Genomic DNA, 23,733 nt, shown 5'->3' on the forward strand with positions numbered 1-23,733 from the left:
TAAGTTAATTATTGTTCGTAACGAAAACGGAATTTTTCTTGTTCCGTCGCCGCCTTCGCCAAAATCCACTGACGGAAGGCGGCTATTTTACCCAGTTCTGCCTGGCTGTCATGACAAACCAGATAAAAAGCATTTTTACTCACCAGAACATCATTGAATGGGCACACCAGTCGCCCGGCTTCAATTTCAGACTGCGCCATGACATTATTCGCCAGCGCGATCCCCTGTCCGTGAATAGCGGCCTGTAGCACCATCGCGCTGTGGCTAAATATCGGCCCTTGCTGGACATTAATATGGTTGAGCCCTAACTGACGAGTATAGGCCTGCCAGTCACGCCGGGAGGCATCGTGCAATAGCGTATGTTTCGCCAGATCTTCCGGCGTCTTTAATGGTTTTTCGCCTGTGAGTAATAAAGGGGAACAGACGGGCAGTAAATATTCTGCGTATAATTTTTCGACGCGCAAGCCCGGCCAGTTTCCGCGGCCATAAAAAATCGCGACATCGACATCGTCTGCCAGTTTATCCTCCTGACGGTCAACGGCTTGTATCCTGACGTCAATTCCCGGATAAGCTGAGTTAAAGCTAGAGAGTCTGGGCACCAGCCACTGGATAGCAAAACTGGGCGGTAAACTCACCGTCAGCGCCCCTTTGGCGCTACGCGCCTGGAGCTTACGCGTTGCTTCCGTTAGCTGGGAAAATATCTCTTTAATGTCGAGAAAATAGCTTTGGCCTTCTTCCGTCAGCAGCAGCGAACGATTGCGGCGGCGAAACAGTTTTAGCCCCAAAAAATCCTCAAGTGACTTGATTTGGTGGCTTACTGCGGCCTGCGTCACAAAAAGTTCTTCCGCTGCCCGCGTAAAACTTAAGTGGCGCGCGGCAGCATCAAAAACGCGTAAAGCATTTAAAGGAGGTAATCGTTTTGACATGGCCTCTGGACTTAATGTCGAATGAATTTAACAAATAGGTAACACTATGTAACCTATTAGTTTTTTTAATCTGAGACATTATAAATTGTCCGTTGAGGTTCTACCAGCAAATACCTATAGTGGCGGCACTTCCTGAGCCGGAACGAAAAGTTTTATCGGAATGCGTGTTCTGATGGGCTTTTGGCTTACGGTTGTGATGTTGTGTTGTTGTGTTTGCAATTGGTCTGCTATTCAGACCACGGTAGCAAAGCTACCCTTTTTCACTTCCTGTACATTTACCCTGTCTGTCCATAGTGATTAATGTAGCACCGCCATATTGCGGTGCTTTTTTTTGCATAACAAACGGTTAGTCTTCCAGAGCCACCATCTCTTTCACGTCAGTACGATTGATCTGCTGTTTGTTGCCATTAGCGTCTTTATACGAAATCATACCGGTATCGTTATCGGTCTGGGGTTTACCGTCGGTCACAATGCTACGTCCGTCATTGGTGTGCATAACGTAATTAGGACCGGAACAGGCGCTCAGGGCAAAAGTCAGCATACATGCAGAGATAATTGCGGCAGTCTTTTTCATCTTCTTCTCCTTAAAGCTGTTTGTGCTATTTAAAGCGGACTCCGTAACAGGCTTAAACATTCGCCTAACATTATTCAGCATAACCTCCTTTACATAATTCGCCAGGATATACAGACGATTCCGATGGTTAGGACAAACCTTGTATCAGCCGCACTTTTACGCCACGATCGGTAAACTGAACCGAGGAATATCATGAACGCTTTTAATCCCACGCAGTTTCGCGCGCAGTTTCCCGCGCTAACCGATGCGGGTGTTTATCTCGATAGCGCCGCCACGGCATTAAAGCCGCAGGCGGTGATTGACGCCACGCACCAGTTTTATCGTTTGAGCGCCGGTAACGTTCATCGTAGCCAGTTCGCACAGGCGCAGCGCCTGACGGCGCAATATGAAGCGGCCAGAGCAAAAGCAGCGCGGCTGTTAAACGCGCCCGATGAAAAAAGTATCGTCTGGACACGCGGTACCACCGAAGCGATCAACATGGTGGCGCAGTGTTACGCTCGTTCCCGTCTGCGCCCCGGCGATGAAATTATCGTTAGCGTCGCCGAGCATCACGCCAACCTTGTGCCCTGGCTGATGGTAGCGCAACAAACCGGCGCGCACGTCATAAAACTGCCGCTTAATGACCGACGTCTTCCTGATGTTGAGCGTCTGCCGGAGCTGATCACGTCGCGCAGCCGGATTCTGGCACTAGGGCAAATGTCGAACGTAACGGGCGGCTGCCCGGATCTCGCGCACGCTATCAGCGCCGCTCACGCGGTGGGAATGGTAGTGATGGTGGATGGCGCGCAAGGCGCGGTACACTTCCCGGCGGATGTCCAGCAGCTTGATATCGATTTTTATGCTTTTTCCGCTCACAAACTGTATGGTCCAACCGGTATCGGCGTGCTGTACGGTAAGCCGGATTTCCTTGAGGCGATGTCGCCCTGGCTTGGCGGCGGCAAGATGATCCGTGACGTTAGCTTTGAAGGTTTCACCACGCAAAGCGCTCCCTGGAAGCTGGAAGCGGGAACGCCTAACGTCGCCGGTGTCATTGGCCTGAGCGCTGCGCTGGAATGGCTGTCCGACGTCGATATTGAACAAGCCGAAAACTGGAGCCGGGGGCTGGCGACGCTGGCGGAAGACGCATTGGCGAAACGGCCGGGCTTTCGCTCGTTCCGCTGCCAGGACTCCAGTCTGTTGGCCTTTGATTTTGTCGGCGTACACCACGGCGATATGGTGACGCTGCTGGCGGAATACGGTATTGCGCTCCGGGCCGGGCAACATTGCGCCCAGCCATTGCTGGCGGAACTTGGCGTAACAGGGACTCTGCGCGCCTCTTTTGCCCCGTATAATACCCAACATGATGTGGATGCGTTGGTTAACGCCGTTGACCGCGCACTGGAACTGCTGGTGGATTAATGACAAACCCTCTTTATACCGGACACCCGTTCGGCACAACGATAACGGAAGAGACGTTACGCGCTATCTTTATCCCGCTGACCCAGTGGGAAGATAAATATCGTCAGCTAATTCTGTTAGGAAAACAGCTCCCCGCTCTGCCGGATGAATGCAAAGCGCAGGCGAAAGAGATAGCCGGTTGCGAGAACCGCGTCTGGCTGGGCTTTACCCGGTCAGATAACGGCACTATGCACTTTTTCGGCGACAGCGAGGGGCGGATTGTCCGCGGCCTGCTGGCGGTATTGCTCACCGCGGTGGAAGGAAAAAACGCCGCCGAACTGCAGGCTCGTTCCCCGCTGGCGCTGTTTGATGAGCTGGGCTTACGCACCCAGCTTAGCGCCTCACGTAGTCAGGGGCTGAACGCGCTGAGTGAAGCGATTGTTGCCGCGACGCATGAGCATTGAAATAGCGTAAATATTCTGTTGCCTGACAGTACCGCCTGACGCTATCAGGTGGTACTGATAGAATAATCCAGTGACTTTATTATTTTCGGTATCAGATTTCCCTGATAAACATTCTTTTGATTTTTATCAGCTATCACAATGAAATGACAATGTTAGAATTCATGTTAAAACGGCGTGAAGATTTTATAGTAAATAAAACCACCCGATTTAGCGTAGCAGGAGAGCTGGAAAATTCATACGCATCGGGTGATGATATAACAGGATATGGATAAGTGGAAAAATATCTGCGTAACGGCCCCATGCTTGTGGTACTGGCATTTATATTATGGGGGTTAACACCTTTATACTATCAATATTTATCAGGGGGTAATCTCGCACAAATATTGATATACCGGGTTTTCTGGTCGATTCCATTATTACTGGCGGTAAGGTTGTTATTTCGGCAGCGAACGCGTTTTCATGATGCCTGGAAAGATAAAAAATCCTTTTTCTTCTGCATGATCGCCGGACTCTTGATGATCGTCTCATGGTCATCCTTTATTTATGCGCTAACTAATCATCTGGTACTTGATGCCAGCCTCGGCTATTTTATCAACCCGCTATTTGTTATTGCGCTGGGATGCATTTTTCTTAAAGAAAAACTTTCGTTGTTTCAGGCCATCGCGGTTTTCTCCGGCGTCTGTGGCCTGACGTTTCAAATTATCATGCTACGGCATTTTCCGGCACTGGCGCTAACAATGGGATTATCATTTGCGTTATATGGCCTGGCGCGAAAGTTTATACATTATGATGTGATGACCTCTATAACGATTGAAACATTATGGGCGTTGCCTGTCTCACTATTAATTTTTCTCTTTAGCGATGCCGGACCGATTATATCTGCTAATACTCCTTTCTTTTTATATGTCATGACGGCGCCAGTGACGATTATTCCGCTGGTATTATTTGCCATCGCGTTAAATCACACTTCACTGATTGTCACCGGTCTGGCGCAATATATAGAGCCATCTTTACAGTTCTTACTTGCCATTATGATATTTGGCGAGCACATTAATTATGCGGAACTGCTCTGCTTTTCTGCGGTATGGTTCGGGTTGTTTCTATGCATATCTGAAAATTTATATTCTCATTATCTTCGCTCCCGTCTGAAACCGGTGCTTGGCAGGGTACATCGCTTCTTTCGCTAACAAAGGGGGCAGGGCTGGATAACACGCGTCTGCGTGACTCTCCGCCCCGTCCTTTTACCCCTGTCGCGCCGCTTTAGCCATGATCTTCTTCAGCGCATGGGAAACAGCGACAAAACCGAACGTTGCCGTCACCATCGTCGCCGCACCGAAGCCGGAGGCGCAATCCATCCGTTTTGGCCCTTCTGCGGTGGCTTTCATCGCGCATACAGAACCGTCCGACTGTGGGTAAACCAGCGCTTCGGTGGAAAAAACGCAGTCTACACCCAGCTTACCTTTGCTGTTCTTCACTACGCCAAAATCATGTTTCAATCGCTCGCGCAATTTTGCCGCCAGCGGGTCCTGGATGGTTTTCGCCAAATCAACGACCTGGATTTGCGTTGGATCGATCTGCCCGCCCGCGCCGCCAGTGGTCACTAAAGGAATCTTATATCGGCGACAGTACGCAATCAGCGCGGCTTTCGGGCGAACGCTGTCAATGGCGTCAATGACATAGGTAAAACCCGCGTTCATATAACCCGCCACATTATCCGGCGTGATAAAATCATCGATAACCGTTACCCGGCACTCCGGGTTAATTTGACGAATCCGTTCGGCCATCACTTCCGCTTTCGCCAACCCGACGTTATCGCGCAACGCATGGATCTGGCGGTTCGTATTGGTCACACAGACATCATCCATATCAATCAGCGTAATCGCGCCGATGCCAGTACGCGCCAGCGCCTCTGCCGCCCATGATCCCACCCCGCCGATTCCCACGACGCAGATATGCGCCTCGGCAAACCGCTGCAGCGCTTTTTCACCGTACAGACGCGCGGTGCCGCCAAATCGTTGACGCCAGGCATCACTTATCACCACAGACATATGACCTCAGAATAAAAAAAGGTGAGGTTATCCCTCACCCCTGCTCAATGTTTTCAGGTCCGATAACGCTCTCGTTATCGGACAATACAGTTATTGCAGAATACCACAATCAGCCGCTAAACACGTTACAGGTGCCCGGTGCCCGGCGCCGTTTTTAACACCCAAACGCGACCATAGTGATTATACCATCCGGCACGATGCCCAGCGTCCGGGCCAATACCCTGGTAAATATCAAAATGCTGGCCTTTAATCGCTCCGCCGACGTCCAGCGCGACCATTAAACGTAGCTCATATTGACCACTAAATTTACCGTTGTTATCCAGCAACGGCACTTCCGCCAGCAAAGTAGTGCCGGGCGGAATAATACTGCTGTCGGAGGCGACGGACGCGCGTCCAATCAGCGGTACGGCGCTGGCGCCTTTCACCGGCGCAAAAGATTGCGGCTTAAAGAAGACGAACGACGGGTTCTGCTCCAACAATTCACGCACTTCCGCTTCGCTGTGCTTTTCTCCCCATTCGCGTATAGCCTGCATCGACATATCTTCTTTTTTCACTTCACCGCGATCGATAAGCACTTTACCAATACTGCGATAGGGCCAACCGTTTTTACCCGCATAACTAAAGAAGTTCAGCGGACTACCGTCGCCGAAATCAATATAGCCGCTGCCCTGAACATCCATAATAAAGTTATCCATCAGCGAATTACTGTAGGCCAGGATGTACTTATCGCTCAGCGCGCCTGCGTAGATCTGGGCGCGGGACGGTAAGCGTCCGCGTTTTGGCGGCATACTATAGATAGGGTACTGGAACGCGCCCTGGCGCGTATGGCGAGCCTGAACGACGGGTGTATAGTAGCCCGTGAACTGGACGTTACCGTAGTTGTCGGTGCCCTCCATCTGCCAGGCATCGATACCAAACTGACGCATAGTGCGCGTATCGCCTCCGGAACGTAACCAGTTCTGGACAGCGTTATAGACGTTGCTTTGATTAGTGTATAAACGCGGCGACGCGGAACGGATCTGGTCGACCTGCTCGGCAAAGTCACCGGCATTAATCGGCGCGCCCACCGCGTCCGGCTGGTTTACCAGGGAGAAGGGCTGGGTAAATTTCCCGTCCTTATATTGCTGACCGCGATCGGTCGGTTTTGATGAACAGGCAGCCAGCATTGCCAGCATTACGCCTGTCGCCACATATTTTGCCCAACGTCCTTTCATGGTGTCTCATCTTCTGCATAATCGTAAGTGCCCGGTGAAGATAACAAACCGTCCAGGGTAATGAAATGCGATCGCTATCTCATTATGTAAATTCGTTTAAAAATCGCGCTATCTGCGGCGTATTTGCGCAATCCATGAGAAATTAGCGATTTATATTAAAAAAGGGTTGCAACAAAAGCTCAGCGGAGTATAGTGCGCATCCACGGACGCGGGGTGGAGCAGCCTGGTAGCTCGTCGGGCTCATAACCCGAAGGTCGTCGGTTCAAATCCGGCCCCCGCAACCAATTACAATGAGAATGAAAGTTTAGACGGACGCGGGGTGGAGCAGCCTGGTAGCTCGTCGGGCTCATAACCCGAAGGTCGTCGGTTCAAATCCGGCCCCCGCAACCAACTTAATTAACACCCTTACGGGTGTTTTTTTGTTTCTGTCGTCCGGTCCGCAACGACAGTGCGGGCAGTATCCTACTTACCCGCGCAATAAGCTCTCCGTCATATCAGGTTAACTTCTTCTCGCCAGCGTCGCCCCATCGGCAAAATACGCTTTAATGCCCGCCAGAATTGACTCTGCGACTTGTTGCTGGAACGTGGCGGTCTTGAGCTTGCGTTCTTCTTCAATGTTACTGATAAACGCTGTCTCGACCAGAATAGACGGAATATCGGGCGCTTTTAACACCGCGAACCCCGCCTGCTCGACCTTGTTTTTATGCAGGTCATTAACTTTACCAAGCTGCTTCAGCACCGCTTTACCGAATTTCAAACTATCGGCAATGGTCAGTGATTGCACCATATCGAACATCGTATGGTCGACATAACGGTCGCCGCTTTTGCTCACGCCGCCAATTAAGTCCGAGGCGTTCTGCGTTTGCGCCAGATATTTCGCCGCGGTACTGGTGGCGCCTTTGGTCGATAGCGCGAATACGGATGAACCGCTAGGCTGCCGGCTGGTGAAGGCATCCGCATGAATAGAGACAAACAGGTCGGCGCGCTGTTTCTGCGCTTTCGCCACCCGGACTTTTAACGGAATGAAGATGTCTTCATTGCGCGTCATATAGACCTTCATGTTGCCTTCTTTTTCGATCAACGCTCGCAGGCGGCGGGCTATCTGGAGCACCACGTCTTTTTCACGCGTTTTGTATTTGCCTATCGCGCCCGGATCTTCGCCGCCGTGTCCCGGATCAAGCATAATGACAATGGGACGATCGCGCCCCGCTTTACCGGGCTGCGGCCCGCTTTGCGAAGGCGGCACCTGCTTATCCAGATCGCCTTTATTGTAGTCTTCCAGCAGCGCCAGCAGCGGATCCTGCATATCCTGCGCATTGGCAGGATAAAGATCCATCACCAGGCGTTCTTTAAAGCCTGCCACAGGCGCCAGCGCAAATAGCTGCGGCTTCACGTTTTGTTTTAGCTCAAAGACCATACGCACAGTCTTAGGATCAAACTGCCCTACTCTTGCGGATTTAATATACGGATCGTCGCTGCGAATCTGCGCGCCAATACCTTTAAGCACCGAGTTCAGATTCACATCCTCAATATCCACAACCACGCGATCCGGGTTACTTAAGGCAAATTGTTTATATTTCAGCAGACGATTCGACTCTACCGTGACGCGGGTATAGCTGGACGCAGGCCAGATACGCACCGCAACGACCTGGCTTACGGCAGCCAGCCCGACCTGGCTCACGCTTAATAGCCACATGGCGCCCGCGCCTTGTAGTAAACGGCGACGGCTGATTGCTGAATTGGCTCCCGACATGCTTCTCCCGAGCAAAAACTAAATAGAGATCATACAAAGTTCATCCAAATTGACCGGAAACTTTAGCGAATGACGCATAATCTGTCATCTATAAAAGGGTAAACATTCTTTTTATATTCACGGCATTACTAAGAAAAGCGATCGGTCCGCATAAAATTTACGCTTGCACACAAGACAAAAACAGAATAAAAATACGATAATTTCGAATAATAATTCACTACTGGGGCGCACAATGATAAAGGAACGTAGAACCGAACTGGTAGAGGGGTTTCGCCATTCGGTTCCCTATATCAATACCCATCGCGGAAAAACCTTTGTCATTATGCTCGGCGGCGAAGCCATTGAGCACGACAATTTTTCCAGTATTGTTAACGATATCGGACTGTTACATAGTCTCGGTATTCGCCTGGTCGTGGTGTATGGCGCACGACCACAAATCGACGCCAATCTGGCCGCGCATCAGCATGAACCGATTTACCACAAAAACACGCGGGTGACGGACGCCAAAGCGCTGGAGCTGGTGAAACAGGCCGCCGGTTTACTCCAGCTTGATATTACCGCCCGTCTGTCGATGAGTCTGAACAATACGCCGTTGCAGGGCGCGCACATTAATGTCGTCAGCGGCAATTTCACCATTGCGCAACCGCTGGGCGTTGATGATGGCGTGGACTACTGCCATAGCGGTCGTATCCGTCGAATTGATGAAGATGCCATCAACCGCCAGTTGGATAACGGCGCGATTGTTCTAATGGGGCCTGTCGCTGTCTCAGTGACCGGCGAAAGTTTTAATCTGACTTCAGAAGAGATTGCCACTCAACTCGCCGTTAAACTGAAAGCGGAAAAAATGATCGGTTTCTGTTCTTCTCAGGGCGTTACCAATAGTGAGGGCGGCATCATTTCTGAACTCTTCCCGAATGAAGCGCAGGCGCGGGTGGAAGAGTTGGAAGCGCAGGGCGATTACAACTCCGGCACCGTACGTTTTTTGCGCGGCGCGGTAAAAGCCTGTCGTAGCGGCGTCCGTCGTTGCCATCTGATCAGCTATCAGGAAGATGGCGCGCTATTACAGGAATTGTTCTCGCGTGACGGTATCGGCACACAGATCGTCATGGAGAGCGCCGAGCAGATTCGCCGCGCCACCATCAACGATATTGGCGGTATTCTGGAGCTTATCCGCCCACTGGAACAGCAGGGCATTCTGGTACGCCGTTCCCGCGAACAACTGGAGATGGAAATCGATAAATTTACCATTATTCAGCGCGATAATATGACTATCGCCTGCGCGGCGCTGTATCCTTTTGTGGAAGAGAAGATAGGCGAAATGGCCTGCGTAGCAGTGCATCCGGATTATCGCAGCTCATCGCGTGGAGAAATGCTTCTGGAGCGGGTTGCCGCCCAGGCGCGGCAAATGGGGCTGAGTAAATTGTTTGTGCTGACGACGCGCAGTATTCACTGGTTCCAGGAGCGCGGTTTCACGCCTGTCGATATTGAGTTACTGCCAGAGAGCAAGAAAAAAATGTATAACTATCAGCGGCGTTCAAAGGTGCTGATGGCTGATTTAGGGTAACAAGGGTTGCCTGAGGGCGCTGCGCCTATCAGGTCTACGCTCGAAAGCATCGTTTGTAGGCCGGACAAGACGCTATGCGTCGCCGTCCGGCGAGAACTCGTCTTATCCGGTACGACTGACTTCATCAAATAAGGTGGCTAACCCGCTGCGCCGTTCCGTACGCGTCACAATCGCGCCTGCCAGGATCCGTTCATCGGCATACAGCGATAAACGCCGCCGTGCCCGTGTAACGGCAGTATACACCAGCTCCCGCGTCACGACCGGCGAACGCTGGCTGGGTAAAATCAGCGCGGCGTGATCAAATTCAGACCCCTGTGATTTATGTACCGTCATCGCCCAGGTTGTGTCATGTTCCGGCAGGCGGCTGGGCTGAACGGACTTGATCGCGCCGTCCGGCATCGCAAACCAGACGCGTAGCCCCTGTCCGCGATCGAGCGCAATACCAATATCGCCGTTAAATAACCCCAACGCGCTATCGTTGCGCGCAATCATTACCGGACGCCCTTCATACCAGCGAGAATGCGGATGCCGGTGAATTTTTCGCTGCTGAACCATCGCCTGCTCAATACGGTCATTCAGTCCCCCCACGCCAAATGGGCCTTCGCGCAGCGCGCAAAGCAATTGATACTCATTGAAAGCCTGAAGGATTGCCTCCGGCGTCGCTTTCTCATGCAGCAACCGCAGGTAGCGACCATAGCCCGCCAGCGCTTCATCCAGCATCCCGGCATAATCGTCGCTGCTTTGTAATGTACGCTTCTCTATATCACTAAAGCCCTGCTGAAAAACAGCCTGGATTGCCGACCTGTCGCCGCAGTTAATCGCCGCCGCCAGCTTGCCGATACCGGAATCGCTGCCGAAACGGTAGCTCTTTTGCAACAAACAGAGGCTATCGCGCAAAGAGGCGGCTTGCGTTCCGGCCCCAGCCGGAATGGCGCACCCTGTTAGCCGACTTAGCTGCCGGGCGCGTTCCGCCGTAAACCCTGCGTTGACATAGGCGCAAATATCGCCCAACACAGCGCCCGCCTCAACGGATGCCAACTGATCGCGATCGCCAAGAAAAATGACCCGCCCGTGCGGCGGCAGAGCGTCAATCAAACGTGACATCATCGGCAAATCAATCATTGATGCTTCATCGACCACCAGCACGTCCAGATGCAGCGGGTTACCCGCATGATGGCGTAATCGCTGGCTACCGGGCTGTGCGCCTAACAGTCGGTGCAGCGTACTGGCGTCCTCCGGTATACGTTTTTTCTGCGCATCAGTAAGAGGAAGCTGACGCAACGCCGCGCCGAGCGACTCCGTCAGGCGTGCAGCCGCTTTCCCCGTCGGCGCCGCCAGTCGGATACGGCAACGTTCGCCATCCGCCATTTGAATTAATGCCGCCAGCAGCTTCGCGACGGTGGTGGTTTTACCGGTGCCGGGACCGCCTGAAATTACGGAGATACGACGAGTTAGCGCTACGGCGGCGGCCACTTTTTGCCAGTTCACTTCGTCAGTCGTAGGGAAAAGCGCGTCCAGAATACGGGACAACTGCGCTTCATCTACGTCGATGGCCTGGTTAACCTCGTTAAAAAAGCGCGCAACCGTACGCTCGTTACACCACATTCGATTCAAGTAGAGACGATCGCCACACAAAATTAACGGCGCGGGGCTATCGCCACAGCTCACCGCCGCCGACGCCAGTAACCGTTTTTTCCAGTCGATTGGCGTAGCCGTTTCGCTTATCCACGCGACCAGTAAGGGATGCGCCTCCTCCGTTAACATTAAACGCGATAACGGCAGACACACGTGACCTTCGCCCGCGTCATGGCTAAGCAGCGCCGCCGCCAGCGTCACGGCGGGATCGTCGTTACCGGCGACGGTTAAAGCAAACTGGGCATCAATGGGCCGTAATAGTTTTTGTCCAACGGCCTCCAGTAACCGCTCCTGGATTGTCATTGCGCCTCCTCACTCATTTCACCTGCAAACATGTCATCCAGTTGGTTAATTAACGCCGCCGCAGGGCGAGTGGTAAAAATACCCTGCTGTGGACGTTCGCTATCCACCCCGCGTAAAAAGAGATAGATGACGCCGCCGAAATGGCGTTCATAGTCGTAATTCGCCATTCGATGACGAAGGTAACGGTGCAATGCCAGCGTATAAAGCTGGTACTGCAAATCATAGCGATGCGCCTGCATCGCCGTAGCCATCGCCGTCTGGGTATAAGCGGCGCTATCCTCGCCCAGCCAGTTGGATTTATAGTCGAGCAGGTAATAGCGCCCCTCATAACGGAACACCAGGTCGATAAAGCCCTTTAACATGCCGCGAACCTGCATGAAATCCAGCGCCGGGCAGCTTGCTGAAAGCGGGTCGTATCGACGAATCAACGCATCCAACTCTCTGGCAGTAAGCGGCTGGACGATCGGGAGATAAAACTCCATTTCGACCTGTTTTTCACGCTCGGTCAGCACGCTCAGACTGACGCCCGTCTCGTTAAGGGGAACGTGCAACACGGTGTCCAGCCAGCGGGTAAGCACGGGTTCCCATCGCGTCTCAAAACCGCTCAGCTCCAGTTTTTCCTGTACCCAATGGGGATCTATAGGCTGAGTAAAATCAAGATCTTCAAACAGGCTGTGCAAAAATGTTCCCGGTGATGCCCCGCGAGGAAAGTGATGTGGCGTCATTGCCGACGCTTCCGCCGCTTCGCCAACGCCTGCGGCGTCAATGTCGAGGCGAGGAATAAGATCTTGCGCCACGCTATGCCCCCGCTGTTGCAAACCGGAATAACTGGTGACGCGCCAGCTATCATAAGGCAGGCGTTGCAGTATTCTGGCGCTGAGTTCCGCGTGCGATGCAGCGGCAATTTGCCAGCGGTCGTTATCCGTATTGCCCGGCGTGCGCCACACGATATCCTCGTCACATAGCGCCTCAATACAGCCGCGAAGGCCTGCGGCATCCATCGGTTCGCCTTTTTGCAGGAGCCGCCCAAGCGCACTTTGGTGCACATCCGTCTCGCCTTTCTTATCACTGCGACGCCGCACCAGCGGCGCGACGCCGAGGCTGCAGTGCCACACTGCCCGGGTCAGCGCGACATAAAGTAGGCGCAGATCTTCCGCCAGGCGTTCGGCTTCCGCCAGTTCTATGCTCTCTTCAGCGTGGCTAAGGTCCAGCACCGCTTCGTAAGAGTGCCTGTCGTGATAAAAAGCCTGATCCTGCACGCGGAAATGGGTGATAAAAGGTAGCCAGACCAGCGGATATTCCAGACCTTTCGATTTATGGATGGTGACGATTTGCACCAGATGCTTATCGCTTTCCAGACGTAGTTGCTGGCTGGAAGCATTGCTATCGGGTTCAAGGATATGTTGCGCCAGCCAACGCACCAGCGCATGTTCGCTTTCCAGTTGCGAACCGGCTTCCTGTAACAGTTCGCTAATATGCAGAATATCCGTCAGCCGACGTTCGCCTCCCGCCGTCGCCAGCAGGTTTTCAGCAATATTGCGCGCCGACATTAGCGCGCGCAGCATAGGCATCACGCCGCGTTTATGCCAAATCTGCCGGTAGCCATCAAACTCTTCGACAACCGCATCCCACGCATTTTCATCATTGTTAAGCGTTTCGATATCCAGCGCGGTAAGGCCCATCATCGATGTCGCCAGAGCGCTACGCAGCGTATTCTCACGTTCGGGCGCCATCACCGCCTGCAATACCCATAGCATTTCCTGCGCTTCGAGCGTTTCGAATACGCTGTCGCGGTTAGAAAGATAGACGGAGGGAATCGCCAGTAAGGTCAGAGCATCCCGTATCAGCGCGGCTTCCCGCCTGCTGCGTACCAACACGCTGATATCCGAGGCGCGAACCGGCCGCGACACATCGCCGTTCATCAGCAGCGCGTCGCCCGTTTGTCCGGCGCGCAGCCAGTCGCGAATTTGCGTGGCGCACACCTGAGCCATACAGCTTTGGTAATCGCCCGAGCCGCAGCTTTCCCCCTCCATTAGCCACAGGGTCATCGCCGGTTGAGGAGTGTCATTCACTTTAAATTGCAGCGACTGGTTTCTGTGCGCAAACTTTACCGGACTGAAGGGAATATCGCGGAACATAAAGGCATCGTTCATCTGACTGAACAGCTTGTTAACGCTATTCACCATCCCCGGCGCGGAACGCCAGTTAGTGTCAAGCGTATAGTGCGCGCTCACTTCGCTGCGGGCCTTCATGTAGGTAAAGATATCCGCGCCGCGAAACGCATAAATCGCCTGTTTAGGATCGCCTATCAGTAATAGCGCCGTATCGGGTTGATGTCGCCAGATACGGCGAAAAATACGGTACTGTTGTGGATCGGTATCCTGAAATTCATCGATCATCGCCACCGGGAAGCGGGTACGAATCGCCGCAGCCAGCGCCTCGCCGCTTTCACTACGCAGCGCTGTATCTAAACGGCTGAGCATATCGTCAAATCCCAGCTCACCGCGCCGTCGTTTTTCCTGAGCCACTGTTTCACGGATCTCTGAGAGCGCCCGGGTAAGGACCAGATCTTTAATCGATAGCGGTTCGCCCAACAGGTTATCAATGGCGACAAACAATGGGTGCTGGGGCGTCACGCCGCCAGCCTTGGTGCGCTCAGCTAAAAAACGCTGTGAAAATTTCCCCAGCGCCTCGGGTAATTGATAATTTTTCGTCTCTTCTTGCGCCCACGCGGTGATCTTTTCGATCCATTTCGCCTGATTGCCGCGGTTGAATTTTCTGCGATCGATGCCGGATGATTCGATCAGCGCGTCCAGCTCGCTAACCGCCTCACGCCACTGCTGCTTCACCTGGTTGATGCGCCCCAGGATCTGTTCATGACGCGATGCCAGCGTCTCCTCCTGCAATGGCGGCGCTTTAATGACCGGCGCTTCGCCCTGCAGATAACGATCGATATCTTTTAAAAGCGCCTTCGGCCCCTTCCACACGTCAAACACCACCTGCGCGATGTCGCGCGGCAGCGGATAGCAATGACGCCGCCAGAAATCGGCGCAAGCCTGATAACGCAACAGAGATTCGTCTTCAATAAGCTGTTGTTCAAACAACATGCCGGATTCGAAAGCGTTCAGGCTGAGCATACGCTGGCAAAAACCGTGGATGGTAAAGACCGCGGCCTCGTCCATTTGTCGTTCAGCCAGTAATAACCACTGCGCGGCCTGCTTTTTGTCGCCAATTTCTTCCAGCAAACGGGCGTACAGCGGATTATCCGTGCTTTCCCGCAGACAGGCGATGCGCAACTCATGGATATTACTGCGGATTCGCCCACGCAACTCTTCAGTGGCAGCCTCCGTAAACGTTACCACCAGCAGTTCTTCAACGGTCAGCGGGCGGGGAAATGCGGCGCCGCCGCCTAAGCCGAGCAGTAGCCGCAAATACAGCGCCGCGATAGTAAACGTTTTGCCTGTACCCGCTGACGCTTCAATCAGACGCTCGCCTGTAAGGGGTAAGCGCAGAGGATCAAGAGTCTCGGCGACATCATTCATTCTTTTCGCTCATCAAGGGTAAAGTTTGCTGCAATGCGCTGACGTTATCCCACACTTTCCAGCCTGTCGGATGCACGTATTCTGCTTTCCCATTCTGGCTACCGGCAATCTGTGACAATATTGCCATGCCTTGCGGCTCCACCACAGCCTGATGGAAGAAGTCAGCAAGTTTTTGCGGCGTCAGCAATTTTATCTGAGCGATGATTTTATCACGCGAGTCGAAGCGCATATTACCCCGATCGAAATCCTTGCTTAACCGGGATGCTTCTTCGCCCAGCGTCTGCGGCGCCTGGCGCATTTGCGTAATAATCGCCTGCTGAATTTGTGCGAACTCTTCCGGCTTCATCGCCCTCAGCTTCGTCTCGGCGTCAGGGAAAAATGCCTGATAGCGTTGCCACAGGTAAGAAGGCTGTTTATCGTTGCTCTGTAGCAGGAATCCCATTCCCCACTGACGGCCAACGCTCATCGGAAAGGCGAAAACGGCGTATCCCAGTTGCTCTTCGGTTCGTAACTGATTGTAAAACCACGGTTGAACAATCTGACCTAACATCGCGCTGTAGGCGGCGCTGACGTACTCGTCGTAGCCGACCGGGACAAAGACCGCAGCTAACGCGGAGTCGGTGCTACTGCCCGCTTTTTCAAATACTACGGACTGCTTTTTCTCAACCACCACTTCTTTGTTGCGACACCACGCCGATCCGTTCGCCGCGAGCTGTTTTTGAACATCTTGTGCCAGAGTGGTCGCCTGGGCTTCGCTCATATTCCCTATAACCAGAAATTCCGGACGAGCGCCCGTTTTTAACGCATTACGATAGGCTATCACCTCTTTCAACGTAATGGACGGCAGCAAAGCGCGACGTTCATCACGGGAAAAATAAGGCACCTGCGAAATCATCTGCACCGGCATAATCGCCTGTTCGTAGGCTTTTCCCTTCTCCGCAGAATCCATCATCTGCGTATACCAGGACTTCGCCTGCGCCAGCTGTTCTTCCGTGGCGTCGTAGCTAAAATATCCTTCCAGCAACGCCAGGAAAAGCTGCGGCAAACGCTGGGTATAACCGTCCGCATTGACCATCAGACCATTGTTGGCGTTAGTGGAAAAGCTAATGCCGCCCACTGCCGCCTGGTTGCTGAGCTGATCGAGCGCCACTCCCGCCAGATAATCATTAAGGGCGAACAATACCTGATTGCGGGCGCTGTCCATCGCCTGCGGGTTACGCAATACCACGCTCACGTCAGCTTTTGGCTCGCTGGCGAAATAACGACTCGGCGCATAAACCACGCGCAAATCCGCTTTATCGACAATCAGTTCTGGCCGCACGTAGTTTTTGTCATTCTTAACAAGCGTAAAATCATTAGGAATATAGGGGTTTAACTCCGGCAGGGACAACGCAATGCCCTGTGCTTTTTGCTGCCAGTTTTTAAACGTCTGTTCGCTAATCTTATCGACCTGATAGGGCGCATCCACAAAATACGCAGTCTTATTATGTGGTTCCTCGGGACTGATATACCAGATGCGCGCATTCTGCGGCGTCATCATCGCCAGGCGATTTTTGATAGCGGCAGGATCGTAACGATCGGCGATATTCACCGCATCCAGCGTATGCGCTACCGGGACGCGGATCATGGTGTCCGCCAGCCACTCTACATAATCCATATCGCGGGTAATCGACGGATAGCGGAAGTCGAGATCCAGCACATGCGCCAGCTCGTCAAAGTAACGTTTATCTATCCCTTTTTCGCGTAACATATTGAGATAGCTGAAGATAGCCGCGACGACTTCATCACGATTGGCCAAACCTTTATCGGTCAGCGTTGCCGAAATGGCAAATACGCCGCTGTTACCATTAACAATCGGATCGGAATCCGCGCTAATACCTTCGACCAGACCTTGTTTTTGCAGCCAGTCAGAGAGCGTCCCCGGGCTACGATTGCCAATCAGATAAGAGACCAGTTCATCAGTCTTGCTACGGAACTGCGCGCTATTGTTATCAATACGAAACTCCACGCGCAGTACTTTACGCGGTAGCGCCGGCACGTAATGAATAATGATGCCCTTCTGCGCGTCGGTGACGACAGGTACGGTAATTTCCGGTTTTTTAATCTGTTTATTCGGCACGCGGCCATAGGTTGCTGCGGCAATACGCGCCAGCTCCGGCAAGGGTTTATTACTGTAAATCACCGCCTTCATCAGATTAGCTGAATAGTATTTTTCATGAAAAGCGATCAACGCCTGTTGCACCGGATTGCCCGGCTTATCGCTTAGCGTTTCCAGATTGCCGCCAGAAAAGTGCGAGCCTGGGTGCGCCGGGTTAATGGTTTCGGCGCTTACCTGCGCCATGCGCATACCGTCGCGGGTGCGCGCCATCGTCAGCTCGGCGTTCACCGCGTTTCGTTCGCGTTCGGCGTACTTTTTATCGAGCAATGGCGCGGCAATGGCGTCGGCCAGGCGATCTACGGCGCCTGGAAGCGCATCGTTTTCAACCTCCAGGTAGAAGGCTGTTCGATAAGGCGCGGTGCTGGCGTTGTGGCTACCGCCATGTCTTTTAAGGTATTCGGCAAGGCTATCCGCCTGCGGATATTTTTTTGACCCCATCAGACACATATGCTCAAGGTAATGAGCAAGCCCCTGATGAGTCTCAGGATCTTCAAGCGATCCAACGGGCACCACTAACGCTGAAAGAGACTTTACAGCCTGCGGATCGGATACCAGCAATACCACCATATCATTATCAAGACGTATCGCCTGATACTGCCGGGTATCTTTATCGCTTTTACGGATAGTTTCTTGCAGCGGTTGCCAACCGATAGCCGCCTGAACTACAGGCCCCCAGAGGGCGACCAACAACAATAACGCTTTGAACCAGATGCTGCGGGGCATTCACGGACCTCATCATTAACTTTCAGTCCCACTCATCTCTATGGCCACATAAACCATCAACCTGAGCAGAACGGGATATTATTGTGCTGAACCAGGCAGCATCTTTTTATCAGTAATCAGTCTGTGACGAAGAGCGCATCATAGTCGAAGCCTTTTAATTGCGCAATTTTCATACAATCAACGAGACTGATTAAAACGAAACAGCGGTAACAGGTAATGCCGGGACTGCGCAATAATAGCCTGCAACGTTTCAAATTCCAGCTGACGCCAAAGACGTTGATACCAGATATCTTCGCCTTCGCCGCTCACCATCATGTTGCCTTCATAAGCCTGTAGAAACTTTGTTCTGGCCTTCTGTAAGGTGTCATCGTCGTCTAACATGACATCATTTTCCGCGTCATAACAGGCTTTTATCCATGCGCCGCCGCTTTCCGGCAGTACCAATAGCGGAGAAGACATACCTTCCCGGTAGCCTTCAATCAGTTGCGCCAGGTAAGCCATTGCCTGCGCTTTATCAAGAGGCGGAAATTGCCACTTTCCCTCTTTGCGCAAAAACAGGCGGCTTTCGCCGCTACCGCCGCTGGCACAATAGACAAGGTGTTCCAGCCAAAGTTGCACACCTTGCGCAACGCTGATTAAAGCGGGACGCCAGCGCAATAATCCATCCTCCTGTACCTGCGGTAGCCAGCCGGTTAGCTGAACACCATTGCAAAGCAGATCCACTTCCAGGCTTTGGCTCGGCTTACGACAGGCGATGACCCGGCTTGCCAGTTGCTGCATCTCCTGGCATTGCGCATCCCAGAATATTTCACCAAACGCACCGTAAGGCAGCTCTCCCGCAGCACGGAAACGGCGGAACAAGCGTTCGGCGTCTTCTTCTTCAACCAGCGTATTGAGCAACTGTTGGTTAAGTTGATATCGCGTCAATCCCTCTAATTCAAACGGTTCCGCATCAGGAATCTCACTCTCTTCCGAGCGGAAATTAACCTGAAGCCGCATCTGAAAAAATGCGCGGACCGGATGGGCCCAAAAACGCTGCAGACTTTCCAGAGTCAGTGTTTCCGGCATCGTAAAAGGAAGCGGCTGCACAAAGTCAGAATACGCTTCTCCCGACTGACTCGCCGCGGGCAACCACTCTCTGGCATAACTTTGCTGTTCGCCCGGCTGGTAATTTTGCGCATCAAAAGGCATACGGGTATGCAGACGCGTCATATGCGCTTTAACGCGTGCTTCGCTCTCATCACAGGTCAGCGTTTCGTCGCCTGGCAAATAGTGGCTTTGCCCGATGTAATCCACCAACTCTTGCACCAGGACAGAGGGAAAGCGTTCGCTATTATCCTGGATGGAGCGGCCGATGTAGCTGATATAAAGCGTCTGCTGCGCCGAAATTAACGCTTCCAGAAATAGATAGCGGTCATCGTCGCGACGACTACGATCCCCGCGCATTGGTTTTTGGCTCATCAGGTCAAAACCCAACGGCGCAAGCTGGCGCGGGTATACGCCGTCGTTCATTCCCAGCAGGCAAACGACTCTGAACGGAATGGAACGCATCGGCATCAGCGTACAAATATTGATGGGGCCCGCCAGGAAGCGCTGGCTAATACGTTCCTGATCCAGACGCTGCGCCAGTTCATCCCGCAGTAGCGAAATCGGTACCGCGTCGCCATATTCCGCCGCGACGCCTTCGGCGATAATGGCCTGCCACTGCTGTTCAATCAATGTCATTGCCGCCTCCGTGTCCGCATCGGGCAGGAAGAAATCATTGAGCATATCGCGACAAACAGGTAACCACTCTTCCAGCGGTCGCTCCTGCGCCAGACCGCGCCGCCAGATATTAAGCTGCATCAGCAGCGAAGCCAGATGGCCGACCAGCTCAGCAATCAGGCCGCTGGATTCGTCATAAGGCAGAACAGACCGCCACTCGCCCTGGGCGCTTTCCATGGCATATCCCAGCAGCATACGCGTCAGGCCAAATTGCCATGTATGCTGCCCCGTGGCAGGAAGTTCCAGCTCGCGTACGTTGTCGTCGTCGATTCCCCAGCGAATGCCTGACTCATTGACCCACAAGCGCAAATAACGCAGCCCTTCTTCGTTGATCGTAAAGCGGGCAGCCAATACCGGTACGTCTAACAGAGCCAGAACATCTTCGGAGACAAAGCGGCTGTCCGGTAACGAAAGTAGACTGATAAACGCCTGTAACACCGGATGTGACTGACGCGCCCGCCGATCGGAAATGGCATAAGGCAGATAGCGCTCCGTCGGCGCGCTACCAAATACCGCCTGGATAAACGGGCTATAGCTGTCAATATCAGCCACCATAACGATAATGTCGCGCGGTGTTAGCGTCGGATCGGCTTCCAGCATCGCCAGCAGGCGATCGTGCAGTATTTCCACCTCGCGCTGCGGGCTGTGACAAACGTGAAAAGAGAGGCTGTTATCCTCGGGATCGAGCAGACGCTTATTGTCGCTGCGCGAATACTCCTCAAGATTTACGCCCGCCACCGCATGGCTTTCCAGTTCAAGAATATCCGCCTGAATCCGATGCAAAAGATTATCTGGCGTAATATCAACAAACGCATCCAGTTCCTGGCTGTTTTCCAGTTCAGATAGCAGGTAGATATAATCCCGCCCCAGTTTTCCCCATGAGGCCAGTAGCGGATTACCGATATCCTGCTCGCCGTCGCTGTTAAATAAGGCTTGCGGATTCTGGTTTTCACGGAACAAAGGTAAATGACGGTCTTCAAAACTGTGACGGCGCTGGCGAGCCATTAGTTTTGCCAGCCAGGCTGGGTCTTTAATGTCCCCCCAGTAATACCGACACGGATTAGTAAAAAGAAGATGGATTTCAATATGTTTACCCAACGCCTGCAATGCTCTGAGATACACTGGCGGTAACGCGGAAATGCCGCAAATAAAAACGCGGGACGGCAACCCTGGCGGGCAGGAGGTCGCGCGCTCCAGCGTCTGAATAAAGCGTTGGTAGAGATTGGCGCGATGCCAGCGCGGTTGACCCAGCGCGGCGGTATATTCCACCAATGCTTTCCACAGCGGCGCCTGCCAGTTTTGCGCCTCCCCCAGTCCTTCCACGGTTTTTCCCGCTTCCCACTGCGTAAGCCAGTCAGGCCGATAAACCAGATATTGATCGAACAGGTCGGCAGCACGCGCGGAAAGCTGAAAGAGTTTGCGTTTATCGGTGTCGTCGGTCAGATAATGGCGCAGCAGTGCAAACTCATCCTTATCCAGCAACTGCGGCAGCAAGGTCATCAGTTTCCAGCTCATGCTTTGTTTACTGAAAGCGCTTTCTTTGGGGATTTCCGGCAACACGCGGACAAACATCTCCCAGATAAAACTCGCCGGTAACGGAAAAGCGATATTCGCCGCAATACCAAACTTTTGTGAAAGGGTCATCTGCAGCCACTGCGCCATACCCGTGCTTTGCACCAGAATCATTTCTGGTTCAAAGGGATCATCCAACCGCTCGCGTTCGACGATGAACTCCATCAACGCTTCCAGCACATCCAGACGATTGGAGTGGTAGACCCTTAACATAATTACTCCTGACGATTAACGATTTGGACAATGCAAGCGCGTCATCTGCCCCTGCCTGCCAGAGGGTGAAACCATCGTGACGCTGATGCTGACACATCCCGATTGCGTTGTCTGCATCCGGTTGGCCTTCCAGCCGTCAGCAGGCGAAAATGGATACAGCGCCGTTTGCTGCCACGCCTGCCGCCAGATCTGGAGATACTGGTGTCGTAATGCAAAACTGTGCATTAATACCCGCTGATAGCCTGACAATGCGGTTACGATCATTACCATTAGAACCATCGCCACTAAAACTTCCGGGAGGCTAAACCCGCGTTGTAAATTCAGGGGATGCGACATAACGCCACCTCTTTTAACGGACAAAAATCACTCCAGCCGTGGGGAGAAAAGACAATGGTTCCCTGAATGACGTTGCCCAAACGCCATAACGTCATGCCGTCATCTTGCGCCGCCATCACCACCTCATCCCCCGATAATCTCCGCAAACAGACTCGCGCTCCCGAAGAGGAATAGCGCCGACATTCCATTTCGGCTACGCCTGACCATAGCTGCCCTCGTCCCCATTCCAGCGCCGACTGTACGAGCGCCTGGCGTTGTATCGCCAGGCTCTGCGTCGCCACGCGGGAGGCATAGCTGGCCTGCTGCTGATTTACGCCTTGCAGGAGCAGACTACCCAGAATCAGTATTAAAAGCGCCAGTATTAGCGAAGAAGCGCCACGTTCCCGATTCACAGATTAAATCCCGTTACGCTGTATTGCGCGTCAATAACCGTCTGAGGCTCGGCTTTGCTGGCGCCGCGCAGATGCAGCATGAGCATTGGCGAGAATCCCGTTATATCCTGGCGCTCAACGCTAAACGCCGTGATGAGTACCGTATTGGGATCGGTCATTTTTTCCCATCCCTTACCCTGGCAAGATGTTGCTCCGCGTAATGTTTCCAGGACGTTATCCTTCACACGGAACCCGGTCTGGTCGGCCTCTTTCGCCGGTATGGTATCCCAGACGCCGTTATTATTCCCGTCCCACTGAACGATGACGCATTGCCCCTGTTCAGCAAGATGTAACCCTTCGCCGATACAGTGGCCATGACAGTAGCCCGCACGTTGAAGATGCTTCGCTATGGTATAGGTTCGCTGCCAGATTTCATCTTCCAGCGATAACTGTCGCGTGTTGTGCCAGATCTCACGCTGTAGCGCCGGTAAAAATCGTGCAGTTCCAGGCAGTAAAATGGAACCTATCGCCATCGCCAGCACGACCTCCAGTAGCGAGAACCCCCGCGTGGTTATTGACATGTGTCGGCCTCGTTACGCTCGCATAGCCTGATTCGCCCCCATGAGGAGATGACCAGACGCCACTCTCCGGCTGCGTTTTTCAGTACGATGTGCCCTGCCCATGCCGTATTGCGCAGGCCAAAGAAAGCTAAAGACGGCGTGATATCGGCGAGGACGACATCACGCCAGTCGGGCGTAAACACAAAGGGGGAAGATGGCGTACACGATGTTTGCGCAGCAACAGAGCTGACAACGCACCATGACCCCCCTTCGCTGACCACGCGAATAATGTGATCGCGGTTATGCCAGTGAGCGTCCTCACGAAGTTGCAGCAGGTAGTCCCGCACCTGACATGCGGTTTGCCACAGGCGCTGTTGCTGCTGCCAGCGTTGCCAGCCATAAAGTCCTGTGGCGCTGAGAATGATAATGAGCGACATCGCGACCACCGTTTCAATGAGCGTATAGCCATGTTGTTTTTTCATGTCGGCAGTATGGCTGTCGGGAAAAAAATAACGAGCACCAAATGCGGATTGTTCGGCGCGTTACGGAAAAAAGTTCATGTCTTGCAGCGCGTTGCAAAATTTCAGGAATCCGCGCCGAAGATTGAGACGAAGGGTAAAAAAAACCGACGCGCAA

Annotated in this window: 17 protein-coding genes and 2 tRNA genes; 6 read left to right on the forward strand and 13 right to left on the reverse strand. The window is 53.1% G+C overall.

Features of this window, described 5'->3' with window-relative positions; genetic code table 11:
- Positions 1–8 precede the first annotated feature (8 nt).
- Both gcvA and AC3G3F_RS06985 read right to left on the reverse strand, forming a co-directional pair.
- Positions 9–926 carry a glycine cleavage system transcriptional regulator GcvA gene (gene gcvA, locus AC3G3F_RS06980; protein ID WP_000044409.1) on the reverse strand — a complete coding sequence of 306 codons (918 nt, stop codon included), beginning with the start codon at positions 924–926 and terminating at the stop codon, positions 9–11.
- A 346-nt stretch (positions 927–1,272) separates the two neighbouring features.
- Positions 1,273–1,500, reverse strand: coding sequence for a YgdI/YgdR family lipoprotein (locus tag AC3G3F_RS06985; RefSeq protein WP_000750392.1), 228 nt, complete (start codon positions 1,498–1,500; stop codon positions 1,273–1,275).
- Between the two features lie 192 nt (positions 1,501–1,692).
- Here AC3G3F_RS06985 and csdA point away from each other — a divergent pair, with 192 nt between their 5' ends.
- From csdA to rarD, 3 genes are all read left to right on the forward strand, one after another.
- Complete coding sequence (csdA, locus tag AC3G3F_RS06990) at positions 1,693–2,898, forward strand: cysteine desulfurase CsdA (RefSeq protein ID WP_070804272.1); 1,206 nt, start codon at positions 1,693–1,695, stop codon at positions 2,896–2,898.
- Entirely contained in the window at positions 2,898–3,341 is a 444-nt protein-coding gene (gene csdE / locus AC3G3F_RS06995) for a cysteine desulfurase sulfur acceptor subunit CsdE (protein WP_070804271.1), read from the forward strand. The genes csdA and csdE overlap by 1 nt, the downstream gene beginning before the upstream one ends.
- A gap of 299 nt (positions 3,342–3,640) precedes the next feature.
- A complete protein-coding gene (gene rarD, locus AC3G3F_RS07000) occupies positions 3,641–4,528 on the forward strand; it encodes an EamA family transporter RarD (RefSeq protein WP_077944428.1) in 888 nt (295 codons plus the stop codon).
- A 54-nt stretch (positions 4,529–4,582) separates the two neighbouring features.
- Here the strand turns inward: rarD and tcdA are convergent, their stop codons facing one another.
- A complete protein-coding gene (gene tcdA, locus AC3G3F_RS07005; RefSeq protein ID WP_063390779.1) occupies positions 4,583–5,389 on the reverse strand; it encodes a tRNA cyclic N6-threonylcarbamoyladenosine(37) synthase TcdA in 807 nt (268 codons plus the stop codon).
- A gap of 125 nt (positions 5,390–5,514) precedes the next feature.
- Complete coding sequence (gene mltA / locus AC3G3F_RS07010) at positions 5,515–6,603, reverse strand: murein transglycosylase A (protein ID WP_063390780.1); 1,089 nt, start codon at positions 6,601–6,603, stop codon at positions 5,515–5,517.
- A gap of 207 nt (positions 6,604–6,810) precedes the next feature.
- Here mltA and AC3G3F_RS07015 point away from each other — a divergent pair.
- Positions 6,811–6,887 (forward strand) — tRNA-Met (locus AC3G3F_RS07015).
- Between the two features lie 29 nt (positions 6,888–6,916).
- A tRNA-Met gene (locus AC3G3F_RS07020) sits at positions 6,917–6,993 on the forward strand.
- 109 nt (positions 6,994–7,102) lie between these two features.
- Here AC3G3F_RS07020 and amiC read toward each other — a convergent pair.
- Positions 7,103–8,356 (reverse strand): N-acetylmuramoyl-L-alanine amidase AmiC, encoded by a 1,254-nt coding sequence (gene amiC, locus AC3G3F_RS07025; protein ID WP_000011921.1) that lies wholly within the window; start codon positions 8,354–8,356, stop codon positions 7,103–7,105.
- 232 nt (positions 8,357–8,588) lie between these two features.
- Between amiC and argA the strand changes: the two genes are divergently transcribed.
- A complete protein-coding gene (argA, locus tag AC3G3F_RS07030) occupies positions 8,589–9,920 on the forward strand; it encodes an amino-acid N-acetyltransferase (RefSeq protein WP_023249256.1) in 1,332 nt (443 codons plus the stop codon).
- Between the two features lie 102 nt (positions 9,921–10,022).
- On the opposite strand, the gene recD is transcribed toward argA, so the two are convergent.
- The 8 genes from recD to AC3G3F_RS07070 all read right to left on the reverse strand — a co-directional run bounded on the left by recD (position 10,023) and on the right by AC3G3F_RS07070 (position 23,579).
- Entirely contained in the window at positions 10,023–11,858 is a 1,836-nt protein-coding gene (gene recD / locus AC3G3F_RS07035; RefSeq protein ID WP_053510878.1) for an exodeoxyribonuclease V subunit alpha, read from the reverse strand.
- Positions 11,855–15,400 (reverse strand): exodeoxyribonuclease V subunit beta, encoded by a 3,546-nt coding sequence (recB, locus tag AC3G3F_RS07040; RefSeq protein WP_088733724.1) that lies wholly within the window; start codon positions 15,398–15,400, stop codon positions 11,855–11,857. The genes recD and recB overlap by 4 nt, the downstream gene beginning before the upstream one ends.
- Positions 15,393–18,281: a pitrilysin gene (gene ptrA, locus AC3G3F_RS07045; RefSeq protein ID WP_088733723.1), complete on the reverse strand. Its 2,889-nt coding sequence runs from the start codon at positions 18,279–18,281 to the stop codon at positions 15,393–15,395. The genes recB and ptrA overlap by 8 nt, the downstream gene beginning before the upstream one ends.
- Before the next feature lie 177 nt (positions 18,282–18,458).
- The gene (gene recC / locus AC3G3F_RS07050; RefSeq protein WP_488394710.1) at positions 18,459–21,830 is read right to left on the reverse strand and encodes an exodeoxyribonuclease V subunit gamma; all 3,372 of its coding nucleotides are present in this window, start codon (positions 21,828–21,830) and stop codon (positions 18,459–18,461) included.
- Positions 21,831–21,845: 15 nt separating this feature from the next.
- Positions 21,846–22,166, reverse strand: coding sequence for a prepilin-type N-terminal cleavage/methylation domain-containing protein (locus AC3G3F_RS07055; protein WP_000019288.1), 321 nt, complete (start codon positions 22,164–22,166; stop codon positions 21,846–21,848).
- Positions 22,151–22,558: a DUF2509 family protein gene (locus AC3G3F_RS07060; RefSeq protein ID WP_053510886.1), complete on the reverse strand. Its 408-nt coding sequence runs from the start codon at positions 22,556–22,558 to the stop codon at positions 22,151–22,153. Before AC3G3F_RS07060 ends, AC3G3F_RS07055 begins: the two co-directional genes overlap by 16 nt.
- The gene (locus AC3G3F_RS07065) at positions 22,555–23,118 is read right to left on the reverse strand and encodes a prepilin peptidase-dependent protein (protein ID WP_088733721.1); all 564 of its coding nucleotides are present in this window, start codon (positions 23,116–23,118) and stop codon (positions 22,555–22,557) included. The genes AC3G3F_RS07060 and AC3G3F_RS07065 overlap by 4 nt, the downstream gene beginning before the upstream one ends.
- The gene (locus AC3G3F_RS07070; protein ID WP_023249248.1) at positions 23,109–23,579 is read right to left on the reverse strand and encodes a prepilin peptidase-dependent protein; all 471 of its coding nucleotides are present in this window, start codon (positions 23,577–23,579) and stop codon (positions 23,109–23,111) included. Before AC3G3F_RS07070 ends, AC3G3F_RS07065 begins: the two co-directional genes overlap by 10 nt.
- Between the last annotated feature and the right edge of the window lie 154 nt (positions 23,580–23,733).

The organism is Salmonella sp. FC25216 (assembly GCF_057751355.1).